The 12951-nt window shown below is 56.9% G+C and carries 10 protein-coding genes and 2 pseudogenes; all 12 read right to left on the reverse strand.

The features are described 5' to 3' along the window. A partial coding sequence (locus tag MUBE_RS16325) for a hypothetical protein (RefSeq protein WP_207801676.1) occupies window positions 1-249 on the reverse strand: 249 nt, incomplete at its 3' end. 1041 nt (window positions 250-1290) lie between these two features. After that, window positions 1291-1473 (reverse strand): annotated as a pseudogene (locus MUBE_RS20155) (PPE domain-containing protein); the annotation flags it as partial. Between the two features lie 531 nt (window positions 1474-2004). Beyond that, window positions 2005-2109, reverse strand: a complete 105-nt coding sequence (locus MUBE_RS20160) for a hypothetical protein (RefSeq protein ID WP_116540124.1) — start codon at window positions 2107-2109, stop codon at window positions 2005-2007. A 1610-nt stretch (window positions 2110-3719) separates the two neighbouring features. Further along, window positions 3720-4769: a ferrochelatase gene (locus MUBE_RS07745; RefSeq protein ID WP_116540125.1), complete on the reverse strand. Its 1050-nt coding sequence runs from the start codon at window positions 4767-4769 to the stop codon at window positions 3720-3722. Window positions 4770-4776: 7 nt separating this feature from the next. Further along, on the reverse strand, window positions 4777-5583 hold the full coding sequence (gene inhA / locus MUBE_RS07750; RefSeq protein ID WP_116540097.1) for an NADH-dependent enoyl-ACP reductase InhA: 807 nt from the start codon (window positions 5581-5583) through the stop codon (window positions 4777-4779). Between the two features lie 59 nt (window positions 5584-5642). Beyond that, a complete protein-coding gene (fabG1, locus tag MUBE_RS07755) occupies window positions 5643-6404 on the reverse strand; it encodes a 3-oxoacyl-ACP reductase FabG1 (RefSeq protein WP_116540098.1) in 762 nt (253 codons plus the stop codon). A gap of 76 nt (window positions 6405-6480) precedes the next feature. Further along, window positions 6481-7488 (reverse strand): VWA domain-containing protein, encoded by a 1008-nt coding sequence (locus MUBE_RS07760; protein ID WP_116540099.1) that lies wholly within the window; start codon window positions 7486-7488, stop codon window positions 6481-6483. Continuing rightward, entirely contained in the window at window positions 7485-8396 is a 912-nt protein-coding gene (locus tag MUBE_RS07765; protein WP_116540100.1) for a DUF58 domain-containing protein, read from the reverse strand. Before MUBE_RS07765 ends, MUBE_RS07760 begins: the two co-directional genes overlap by 4 nt. A 47-nt stretch (window positions 8397-8443) precedes the next feature. Then, a complete protein-coding gene (moxR1, locus tag MUBE_RS07770) occupies window positions 8444-9577 on the reverse strand; it encodes a chaperone MoxR1 (protein WP_116540101.1) in 1134 nt (377 codons plus the stop codon). A 239-nt stretch (window positions 9578-9816) separates the two neighbouring features. Continuing rightward, window positions 9817-10541, reverse strand: a pseudogene (locus MUBE_RS19405) (NlpC/P60 family protein). A 28-nt stretch (window positions 10542-10569) separates the two neighbouring features. Next, window positions 10570-12009 carry an NlpC/P60 family peptidoglycan endopeptidase RipA gene (ripA, locus tag MUBE_RS07780; protein WP_116540102.1) on the reverse strand — a complete coding sequence of 480 codons (1440 nt, stop codon included), beginning with the start codon at window positions 12007-12009 and terminating at the stop codon, window positions 10570-10572. A 239-nt stretch (window positions 12010-12248) separates the two neighbouring features. Further along, entirely contained in the window at window positions 12249-12821 is a 573-nt protein-coding gene (locus MUBE_RS07785; protein ID WP_116540126.1) for an Rv1476 family membrane protein, read from the reverse strand. Window positions 12822-12951: the final 130 nt, after the last annotated feature.

Consider the following 12951-nt stretch of genomic DNA (forward strand, 5'->3'; position numbering starts at 1 on the left):
CCTCGCTTCAACACCACCAACCAACAACACAAAACAACACAAAACAACACAAAACAACACATTAGGTGAGATATTTGCGTGGATATAGGCCACCGAACATGGTGGCGACAGTGAGGATAGCCAGACAATCGTATGATGCTGCAAGTTAGCGCTGGCATCGGTTCGGCTTGCTGCAACCACATCTGAGCTAGCCAACACAGGGCGATCCGAATGTTTCACATCATTCGCACGATGAACCAGAGCCTGCATAGTACATCCGAATGCCATACACGCATTCTGCGTTTCTCTTACCCGAATTGCTGTACTGTTATCGATAAGTCCAGGTCAACGGCCGCCGACCGGGCTAAGATCGAGTTAGGGGCGGCCGAAGATCTACGTGCCGTTAAAGCCACAGATACGCATCTATGCTGACGCAATAGGCCCTCGTATCATCAGATGCTGGCAACCATGAGCCCGATTGACGCGTTCGAACAGGCCAGCCATCCATTAATTACGGTGGTGGATGCGTTGCTAAATGAACCACGACCTGCGCCGTTTGAACCGTATCAAGTCCCAGATGGCTCTTTTCCACTTGCCCATGCCACAACTGGCTTATATTTGGCTGCGAACGCGATAGCTGAAGCCGACTACGCTCGAGCCGTGTTGGATTGGCAGAAGCGGCAGCAGATATTACAGAGATGGCGTAAGCGCTTACAGAGCCACCCTGTTTCGCATACTCGGTTAGTCGCCATGGAAATGACGCGAGACACCCGACCCACTCTTAAAAAACGTTGTGGTCTTGACACCGATCAGTACGAAACGATGCTTACGACACTCGAACTCATCTTCCGTTGGCCACAACTACGCGACGCAGAAAGAGCCCGAAAACATAGGAGCCTAGCTGATAGATTCTTCTCTGTTAGCACCATCTTTCGGCGATGCGAACAGAGGACGCACGAGATCCTTCAGCACGCAAAGATCAGAATCGAAGCGCTTGATCCCTCCGATCATGCTGGACGAAATCAGATAATCGCATCAGCCCACCGTGACTTAGAAACAACTAGCGAAACGGCTATCGGGCGCATTAACACCCAAACCCGCAGGATTCTCGACCTCGACGAAAGTACTGCAGGCATTAGCGTCAAACAGTGGCTACATGATCACGGTCTAGTCATATCAACGTGACTTCAGGAGTTGGAATGCGCTTCGAGCCCACGGTGAGGTCTGATGGTACGATCGGTCAATAAAGAGTCGTAGAGGACGGTGGCACCTCCCGGGTCCGCCACCTCTGACCTCACTGGTAGCCTCTGGCTACTTTTGAAACGCAGTCATCTCCGACAACCCATACGCCAACACAGCCGCATAATCCTTCATTGCCTTGATATTCCAGGTCCAGAATTGGCGGTATTGGCCCTCAACTGCCACGATTGTCGAAGCGTTCTCTCTGAACAAGTTGCAAGCGATTAGCATATGAAACTGGGTGCGGTCCCAGTCAACTGCGTCCGGGGCACCACCATCTGATGCACATCACCATACACTTCCACAAGACGGTAAGCTTGCTCGGCGGTCCGATAGACTTGCCAGTAGAGGAGATCCAACAACGGCCGATACGGTTCAGTCACCTCGGCCATTCGTATCACCGACGAACCTAACCACTACTCGTGCAACACTGTGACCGTTTGCCCGAACAACCTAAGCATGCGACGCATCGCATAACACATGTTCTACCACTCTGCGACGGCGAACATCGAGTCAGGACCCACAGCCGTATCCACCTTGGCGGATAGAATTTCGGGCAGTAGCATTTATTTGTTCAGTTACTCCTTCCGGCTCGTAACTACTGGCCACGGGGGTCGGCATCTGCTGTGCTGATATTGGCCTGCCCCTTCACCCTAACCAGGTACCTATCGGCGATGTAACCGAAGTTGCAAGTCGGTGGGTTGTAAGTGCCAGGGCCTTACAGGCTGAGAGGCAGTATCCGGGTCGTGGTTCTAGGCCGTATTGGTGCAATACGGTCGACAAGGGTTAAAGAATCTCGTGGAGCGCGAATTGACGGCCAATGCAAGCCCGAGCACCGATTCCAAAAGACTTGTAAGTACGTAGCGGAAGTTTACGCAGACTTTCGGGCAGGAAGCGGTCGGGGTTGAATCCGTTAGTATCGGAACTCTAGACATCGGCATAGTGAGCAGCGGTGAACAAAACGACCACCCACTGCCTTTTGCGGAAAGAGTATTTTCCTTTTCCGAGGACGATATCGTGAAGGTCTTGTCCAAAGTAGACGGTCGCCACAGCTCCAGAGGTTCGTCAATAACGTGGCGTAAGTAGCACAGTTGAACAATATCACCAAACTATATGAACTATATGTCGATAATACCGTAATCTGACCAGTTTTGGTCGATTTCACAGCGGGTTTTGGTCGCTATGTCAGGGAGGATAGATAGGGAATGTAAGGTGAATGCGATAGCGTTGTCGGAGGTTTCGCTACCGACGACCAGCAGCGTTAGGATCGGGTTGATGATGTTGTTGGTATCGAGCTACTCACCAATGGCAATGTTGGGATCGGCGCTGTACAGCATGATGACGAGCATGTCTTCGCGGGGGCCTGCTGTCAGGTTACGGCGGAGAATCTTAACAATATCGGAAATCTGGTGGCGAATGTGGGTCTTGCCTACTAAGTGTTGTCGTTTGCTTTTCTACCCAAGAAATTGGTCATAGGTAGAATATGGCCTAAAATTAATTATACTCTTAGGTGCCATGTAACGTGCAGCGAAGTTCACGGAGGACAATGGCGATAAATACATTGTTATTGTGTATCACTAAAGTTGACTGGAAGCAATAATTCAGTACGACGTGGTGCGGTAATTTCGATGGTGGGCCAATTTATAGTAACATATCATGATTGCCCTTGGTGGAGTTCGATATCAAAATGTTTTGGGTCTTGCGCCAATTAGATTCATAAGTTATTAGGCGGTGAACAGTCCGTCGCCAACAGTAAGGTGCAGTTTGCATACAAAAAGTCTGATGTATTTTTCCCATCGAGTTTCGTCGTTGACTTCGTCGATCAAAGCGGTATCAGCCAGCGTGACAAATCAATAGGTCGAAAATACGTTGCTCGATGGATTCTGCTGCCGAACTTGCTGAATTCGGTGGTAAGCTCCTGGACGGACGTAACGAAGTCGACCGCGAGGAGGTCGCCAAGGACAGGTAACCGAAAGCTAGGATGTAGAATCATCGTGGCGGTAACTAGGGCCATGCCCACAAGTTCACTTTCATGTGGAGGAAAAGCTTCACAATTTCCCACGGTAACTTGCGGCGCGCGGATAGCATCGTGAAGACTGAAAGACATGCACTAAATGCTTTTCTAGAAGGCGCTATTGAAGACTCATGATGCCATTTACCGATACGATTTTCCCATCCAAAATTTGAGGAATACTCGACAATTCTCAAATCTCACGATGAACAACATTCAATCACCGGTGCCGACGCCGAAGCAGGCTACTGAGCAATATATATATATATATTGCTCAGTAGCCTGAACCGATTCACTACCGGCGTGAATACTAAACTAGCTAAGTCGGGTTTGATAGATCAGCCAAGCAACCATGCACCGAAGTTGCTCTTCGTCATCGCAAACGCTGCACAGGCAACGCATGATGAGCAGCTACAAGACGGTGTTGATACTACGCCACTGAAAAGTCTATTGCTGGACACGCTGACGACATGCACTGACTGCACCACATCTACAAATCCACGCCGAGATTTTCCCGCGCAACACAATGCGGCGGACGGCATGGCGCGCCGTTGATGCTGGCCAGGCAGCCCGGCACTGGGTCGGGGCCATTCACCCGAACAGGAACACGACCGTGTGTGAGTTCGTCGATCAAACCTACTGCCAGCCGAGCGAAGCGCCGATCGGCGTTGGGCGTGGCGGCCCGGGCGAACGCGATGCCCGCCGCATCAGCTTGATATCGCAATTCGTGATCGAGATCCCACACCACTTCGATATGGTCGGCGACAAACCCGATTGGACAGACAATGACGGCTTTAGTACCGGCGGCCGTCAGCGTCATGAGATGATCACCGACATCGGGCGCCAACCACGGAACGTGCGGCGGCCCCGATCGAGACTGCCAGGTCAGGTCGTAGTGGGTGTATCCAGCGCCGCCCGCGACAAGCCTGGCAGCATAACCGACTTGTCGGCTGTAGAGCGCAGGACCGCAGCGTCGGTCGGCGGCCACCGGCACCGAATGCGCAGTGAACACTAGCCGTGCCTCGTCGCGCACCGCGGTAGGTAGGCTGGCGGCGGCCGCCGTGATGGCGTCGACAAACATGTCGATGAAAAGCGGATGGTCAAAGTAGGGGCGCAATTTGACCAAGTCAGATACATTCTGCCCGGCGCGCCGATGGGCCCGAGCAATATCGTCAACATACTGCGTGCAGCTGGAGTAACCACTCCACGCTGAGGTGGTGAATACCGCTGCGCGGCGAATACCGTTGTCTCGCATGGATACGACAGCATCTTCTAGGTAGGGTTCCCAGTTGCGGTTGCCGAAATACACCGGCAGGTCCAGGCCGCTGTCGAGTAATTCGGCACGCAACGCAGCAATCAGATCGAGGTTGATCCGGTTTATTGGCGACACCCCACCGAACTGCAAGTAGTGCTCAGCAACCTGGTCGAGACGTTCAGCAGACACCTCCCGGCCCCTGGTGACATTTTCCAGGAAAGGCTTTACCTGCTCGGGCCCTTCGGGTCCACCGAATGATAGCAGCAGGACGGCATCAAACCGCATCGCCGCCTCAGAGTAACTGAGTGTGTGCGCCACCGTCTGCGTAGATGATCGAACCCGTAGTGGCAGGCAGCCAATCAGACAGCAGTGCGCATACCGTATTGGCAACCGGCGTAGCATCCTTCATATCCCATCCGATGGGCGCCCGCTGGTCCCAGCCCTGTTCAAGTAAGACCATCTGATCGCTGATGCCGGCAATGCCCGCACCGACGATAGCACTCATCGCTAGCGTCCGAATCGGCCCTGCTGCAACAAGATTCGAGCGAACTTTGTATTGACCCGCTTCCCGAGCCACGAACCTATTCACGGATTCCAGCGCACTCTTGGCCACCGTCATCCAGTTATAAAACGGCATCGCCCGGGTTGGGTCAAAATCCATTCCAACGATGCAGCTGCCCGGGCTCATGATCGACAATAGCGCTTTGGCCAGCGATGCATACGAATAAGCCGAAATGTGAATTCCTTTGGCTACATCCTCGAAAGGTGCATCCAGGAAAGGGAATTCACCCATCCCTCTGCGTGGCATAAACCCTATCGAATGCACCAGTCCGTCGATCTGATTGTCCTCTCCAATGACTTCAGTCACCCGTTGAGCCAACGTTGCCAGGTGCTCCTCGTTTTGCACATCGAGTTCGAGTAGCGGGGCTTTCTGCGGCAACCGATCGACAATGCGCTGAATTAACCGCATCCGATCGAATCCGGTGAGCACCAACTGGGCCCCTTGCTCTTGGGCTACCCGAGCGATGTGAAACCCAATCGACGAGTCAGTTATAATCCCGGTGACCAGGATCCGTTTGCCTTCCAACAATCCTACCATGTCCGTCCTAAAGTATGTCCTATACACGCCCGATGTCCTGTGAGGTAGCCGGCGCCAATTTAGTGGCCCATACCCAGACCACCGTCGACCGGGATCACCGCGCCCGAGATGTATCCTGCGTCCTCGGATGCCAGGAAGCTAACGGCACCGGCGATCTCTTCGACCGTGCCAATACGGCCCAACGGAATCGCTTGCAACGCGATTTCCTGGTACTTTTGGTCTATAGCACGGGTCATCTCGGTGTCGATAAAGCCGGGCGCCACGACGTTGGCTGTGATCGACCGCGATCCCAGCTCGCGGGTCAGCGACCGAGCCATTCCGATGAGGCCCGACTTGGATGCAGCGTAGTTCGCTTGCCCGGGTACACCGCTAAGCCCGACAACCGATCCCATAAAAATGTAACGACCGAACCGCTTTTTGATCATGTTGCGTGACGCCCGCTTGGCAACCCGAAAAACACCGGTTAAGTTGGCGTCGATAACTTTCTGGAATTGCTCCTCACTCATCCGCATGATCAGCATGTCGGAAGTAACGCCAGCGTTGGCTACCACCACCTCTACTGAACCCTGGTACTCTTCGACGGCTTTGAAGGCCACGTCGATGGCATCGTTGTCGGTGACGTCGCACTCGACACCAAACAGCCCGTTAGGGGCGCCGGACGCTCGGTGAGTCACCGCCACCCGATGCCCATCGGCGGCCAGGCGGCGCGCCACCGCTAACCCGATCCCCCGATTTCCGCCGGTGACCAGCACTGAACGAGACACAAAGGCAGATTTGCCCCCCTCAGGGGCTGTCGGGGCCTTGGTAGTAGTGTCAGTCACTCCTCCAACCTATCGCCTTACCGCGGCAGGCCCGACACCGGCCGACCCGACACGGATGCGACTGTAACAAAAAAATTTAGGTTGGCAACCGACGGTTGATCATCAATGCCGCCAATGCCGCCAGCGCTAGCACCAACACACCCAGCCGGAGCCAGCCCACGCTAGCGTCACCCTTGATAGTCTCGTAGCCGATTTGCTGTTGCAGTGACGCGTAGACGGCTTCGAGTTCCGCTAGAGTTGTCGCGTTGTACGAGTTCCCACCAGAGAGCTGGGCGACCTTCTTCATCGTCTCGTCGTCGACGGGCACCGGCTGACGCTGGCTGTTGATTTCCACGAAGCCGTATGGGGTGCCGAACGAGATCGTCGAGATCGGCACGCCCTGGTCCTTGGCAGTGCGCGCTGCGGTATAAGCGCCCTTGGGGTTGTCCGGGTTAGTCGGCATCGTTTCCTTGCCGTCAGAGAACAACACGATACGCGCCGGTGGTGGCGTGTCGCTGCCGCCAATCACCGCATCGACGGTGGCAATAGCCTGGAGTGCGGTGAAAATGGCCTCTCCGGTAGCGGTGCGGTCAGCAAACTGCAATTTGTCGAGCGCATTCTTGGTGGCGTCCCGGTTGGTAGTCGGTGACACCAGCACCGTTGCCGTGCCTGCGTAGGCGATCAGTCCAAGGTTGATGCCCGGTGTCAGCTCGCCGACAAACTGTTTCGCAGCCTCTTGCGCCGCGGTCATCCGATTGGGTTCGATGTCGGTAGCACGCATCGACTGCGATACGTCGATTACCAGCATGACCACAGCACGGTTACGCGGAATCCGAACGTCGTTCGTCGGCCCCACCATCGCGATGGTTAACAGCAACAACGCCAACACCAGCAGAATCGCCGGCACGTGCCGCCATTGAACAGATTGTTTGGGAGCGACGCTTTGCAGCAGCTCCATATTGGCAAACCGCAGCATGCGTCGCTGACGCGCCACCTGCATCACAACGTAGAGCGCAGCTAGCCCGAGAACGACAAGGATGAACAGAAAAAACCACGAGTGTTCGAAGCCGGACAGCGACATCGGCCCCAGCAGCGGCAGCGTCACTGACGTCCCGCCAATGCCCCACGCCGACGGGATTCGACGAAACGGACGATGTCAGCGATCCAGTCCCGGTCAGTGCGCAGCGACATTAACAGCGCCCCGCAACTGCGCAAAGCACGGGAGACGCCGGCGCGATGGGCAGCAGCGGCCTTCGCAAAGTCGTCACGCAGCGCTGCATCGACGGTGAACTCTCGGATTACACCGGTTTCGGCGTCCTGTAAGACCACCTCGCCGATATCGGGCAGTTCAACGTCGCGGGGGTCAAGCACCTCGATACCAAGCACCTCGTGCCGGGCCGCAATCGCGCGCAGCGGACGCATCCAGTTAATCGGGCCCAGGAAATCGCTGATGATCACAGCCATTCCGCGGCAACGTTCCGGCCGGCGCAGTGCGTCGATGACAACCGCCAGATTGCCGCGTACCCCGACCGGCGCTTTGGACATGGTAGCGATGGTGCGCAACAGTGTCTGCTCATGTTGACGTCCGGAACGTGCCGGTACTCGGGTCATCATCGCGCCGTTGGAGATCAGCGCACCGAGCCGGTTTCCGCCACCACTGTTGAGGAAGGTGATCGCCGCCGCAGCCGCCACCGCCAGGTCGCGTTTCTCACAGGTAGTGGTACCGAAGTCCAGGCTGGCCGACATGTCGACCACCATCCAGGTCTCTAGTTCACGGTCGGCAATCATCTGCCGGACGTGCGGATGGGTCGTGCGTGCAGTGACCGCCCAATCCATCCGACGAACGTCATCACCAGGCTGATACTCGCGCGATTCTCCCGGCTCTGATCCCGGGCCTGGGATCAGACCGAGGTGGTCGCCATGCAGAACGCCGTCGAGCTTGCGTTTGACTGTAAGTTCGAGTGTGCGCAACGCCGCCGACAGCTTCGGATCGTTGATTTGCCCGCGCTGCATAGACGGCGGGTGGAGCACCCCTGGCTTCGAAGCGGGGTTTGTCTCAGTCACCGACCGCTAGCCGCGGCCGCGGCCTGCATCAACGGTGATACTGAATGGCCTTGCTGCGGAACGGCATTCACCTGTGGCAGGGCAACCGTCTGCAGGACGCGGTTGATGACGATTTCCGGGGAGATTTCGTCGGCGAGCGCATCGTAAGTGAGCACCAATCGGTGCCGTAGCACGTCGGGAATGACCTCGATGACGTCCTGCGGGATCACGTAGTCGCGGCCCCTCACCAAAGCCAGCGAACGGGATGCCGCGATGATGCCCAGTGAAGCACGCGGAGATGCGCCGAACGAGATCCACGTCTTAACATCATTCATGCTCAGCTGTTCTGGGTGGCGGGTGGCGGTGACTACGCGCACCACATAGTCAACCAGCGCATGGTGAACGAAATTATTGGCAGCAACCTCCTGCAGCCGCAGCAAATCGCCGGTGCTCAATATCTGTTTGGGCACGGGTGGGATGATACCCATCCGGTAGATGATCTCGCGCTCCTCCTCAGGTGAGGGATAGCCGACGTTGATCTTGAACAGAAAACGGTCTCGCTGCGCCTCGGGCAACGGATAGACGCCCTCGTGCTCAATTGGATTTTGCGTAGCCATCACTAGGAATGGGTTGGGCAGCGGGAAAGTCTTGCCCCCGATGGATACGTGGCGTTCCTGCATGACCTCCAGCAATGCTGACTGCACCTTCGCCGGAGCTCGGTTAATCTCATCGGCCAGCAGGAAGTTGACCACCACCGGGCCAAGCTCGGTGTCGAATTCCTCTTGGCCCTGCCGGTAGATGCGGGTACCGATGATGTCAGTGGGCACCAGGTCGGGAGTGAACTGGATGCGCGCGAACGTCCCGCCGACCACTCGCGCGAAGGTCTCCACTGCGAGCGTCTTGGCCACGCCTGGAACACCCTCGAGCAGCACGTGCCCTTTGGACAACAGGCCGACCAGCATTCGCTCCACAAGTTGGTCCTGGCCGACGATGACCCGCTTGACCTCGAAGATCGCCCGCTCCAAGGTGTGCACCTCTGCAGCTAACCCGTCAGCACCACCTGGAGGGCCATCATGACCCCCCGGGCCTAATTGCCCACCCGGGCCCGAATAACCGCTAGCGCCGACGGTCAACCCACCTGCTGATGTCATCGCATCCCTTTCTCGGCTCAACCGACAAAGCTCAATTGGACACGACCGCTATTGCAGCGTGCCCGTGTTCAACTATTCCAGGCCTCTTGGATTCCGTCGACGCCGCGGTTCCCGTCGAGCAACCCCAACCCGTGAACAGGTCAGAACAGCCCGATGTGGGAATTTCCCCAGCCGAGCAGCAACCGGGGCAGGCCGGTGATCAAGGTGTCCTAGGACCGCCAGCTGGGCAACGCACCGAGTCAGGACTCGATAATCCGAGTAACCAACGGTGTCATATTAACCTTACGCACCGAACTAACGGTGACTTTGCCTGTGCTTCCAGATGCCTCCAATATCTGGCCGTTGCCTAGATACATGGTGATGTGCTGGTCCCCGCCCAGACCGTAAAAGATTTAGGCCACCACGCAACTTGACCTGGCTGGGAGGAAAATAGCGACCGGCATTGTAATTTGGCCGCCAAAAAACCGCGGGATCAGCACACCGACGCCAGCAAACGCATATCGCATCAGATCCGAGCAGTCGAAACCGGTGATGTTGGTGTCGTCACCGACACCCGTACCGGGACCCTGCAGCTAATCGCCGCCCCACAAATAGGGTATCCCTATCTGCGACTCGCCTCGCTTGATCACGTACTCGATGACCTAGCGACCGTAGACCCGTTGGAATCCAGCCTCCCGGGTTGCCCTATGTAGTCGCGGCGTTGGGAGAATCGCCACCGAGATTAGATCCCCAATCTACCCAGAAATTGCTTACCTAGATCGAGCGTGGTCTGGATAGCCGAAAGCGAAGCGTTCACAACAGCGAGCGGACCTCCCGGAGCGCTCGGACTCACCGCTACCGGTATTGTGTCGGATCCCATTGGTCAGAGTCCGCTGCAGCAGGTGTCGCGACAACGAGCATCAGACCGGCCACCAATCGCGGTGAGCACAGCCCAATTGATCAAGTGAAAAAGCTTGCGGAGCATAGCTCTTCGTCTAGTATTCAACCTCGTTTTAGTATTCGATATAGCGGACCACGTACGGCGTCATGCCACTGGTACGCACAGGCGCCACACGCACCTTCAAACCGATGTCCGGAGCCTCGAGCATCTGGCCATTACCAAGGTAGATCGTCACGTGCTGGCTGCCGCCCGGGCCGTAGAAGATAGCGTCACCGCGGCGCATCTGAGAGGTCGGGATCTTGCGGCCCATGTTGTACTGTGAACCCGAGTAGTGCGGCAGCTTGATGCCCACTCCGGCGAACGAATACAAAACCAGCCCCGAACAGTCGAAGCCGATAATCCCGGCACCCGAGTCGATTCCTTTACTCGGTCCAGCCGCGTTGCCGCCACCCCAGGAGTAGGGCACGCCGATCTGCGACAGCCCGCGACGGATCACATATTCAGAGGCCCGCCGCCCGTAAACCCGCGGAATACGTCCCTGCGTCGAACCAGGAGGGGCGTTGGTGATACCGGTGTCGGTTGGTTTCAAGATGCCCAGTTGCTGTAAGAAGTTGCGCCCCATGCTGGCGGTGATCTGCGCCGAGGTCGCCGAGTATCCCAACACCTGGTTGATCACCGCGATCGGGTCGCCCGGGATGTTTGCACTGGGTACCTGTGGCAGCGTGGGATCCCAACCGTCCCACTTGCGGCCCCCGACGGGATCCGCTGAAGCCGGTGAACCGGGTTCCCACCGGCCGCCGGACAGTGGCGCGCCGTGCTCACCCACCTTCGCCGCCCATGTTGCGGCCGCCAGTTGAGCCACTTCGAGCCTGGCCTGGGCCTTGTCACGCTCGGCAGCCAGGCGATTGACTTCGTCCCGCTGCTCGTCGAACTTGCGCTTGGCGGCAGTGAGCGCTGCAACCGCGGCATCCATGCTAGCCTTTGCGTCGTCTGCGGTCTTATCGACCTCCTGCTTGGCCAGCCGCGCCGCCGACTCCTTGTTCACCTGCTCGGTCCGGACCCGCTGCAGATTGGTCATCACCGCCTGGGAACTGGCGGTGAGCGTCCTGGCAGCAGTCGCGGTGGCAATAATGTCGTCTGGGCTGGTCGCGGTCAGATAGCTGCCCGCCGGACCATTCATATAGGTGGCCGCTGCGAAGCTGTCAAACCGGTGCTGAGCTGCATTGATCGCTACATTCGCGTCCTTGACCGACTGCTGGCTGACCTCGAAGTTGTGTTCGGCCGCTGCCGCATTGTTCCGGGCCGTCTCCACACCAACCAGCGCCTTGTTAACGTTTTGCTCTTCGGTCTCGATGGCCGCACTGAGGTCTTCTAGGCGCTGGTTGGCCTTGGCGACGTCGGCAATCAAAGTACCCAAACTGTCGGCACCTGGATTAGCGGTCGCCAGCCCCGGGGAATATGCCAGTAGGGTCGCACTCACGAGTGACGGAATGGCCAGCCGCACAAACCTTGCGGTCGATCGCAAAAAAGAGCCACGGCGGGGCCGTCTCATTCGACTCAGATCTCCTATGGCTCAACACAGACGGACGACGCCAACCACTGCTTTCACGAAAGCGCCGATGACAACATGAGTATCACTCGCACCGTACGTCACATCTAGGGCTGAGGAAATGTAAGTCACAAACTGCACTCTGTATGTGCGATTACTGTGACCAAACAGTGACCTAGTGAGTTTGCCGCAACTCTTGCCGCGAACTACGACAACAATACCGGAAAACAGGACTTAGCTGACTAGTCAGCCTGATTGGCGTTCTCTACCGGGATATTGGCGGTGTCAGCTGATGTTGTTGATCGCTTGCTGTACAGCTGCATGAATCGAGTGCCGACGACTGCCGCCAGCACTCCGATCAGCAAAACGATGGTCAACGCGGTCCAGGGAAACTCAGGGGCGTTCAGTTCACCCAGGAAATTCTGCGCGGACTGCACAGGATTGCCTGTTTTGGAGAGGTCTTCCCCTGCCTCCAGTGTGACGCGCGGGTAATGCGTACTGTAACTGCCGACGTAGTTGGGGCTAAGCGTAAGAACTGTGGCATCTGGGTAGTCGGCACCAACCACGGTGGCAATATCGCGTAAGGGCGTGTCGTTAGGGGGGTTGTGATCGAGCAACACGATCTTGAGGTTGATGCCCTCGGCGTGCGCCTGGTTGACAACTTCGAGCAGTCCCGGCATGGTCGCCGGTGGCGCACTAACGCCCGCTGAAGCGACCTCAGACTTAATCGCGGTTATATCGACATCTTGCGGAATGTAGATCGGCAGCATGGGGATCGTCTGGGGTTGCTGGACGACAGCATTTTGCCCGTTCATCGATGTCCCTCCTACCATTTCGTATCCCAGCGCTAAAAGCACCATACGCGACACTCGACGTTAAGATTGCCATATAGGGTTGTATCGTGCGTCGTGGTCGCAACAACGACCGTAGCGGCAATCTCGCTGA

It is taken from the genome of Mycobacterium uberis (assembly GCF_003408705.1).
Classification (GTDB): Bacteria; Actinomycetota; Actinomycetes; order Mycobacteriales; family Mycobacteriaceae; genus Mycobacterium; species Mycobacterium uberis.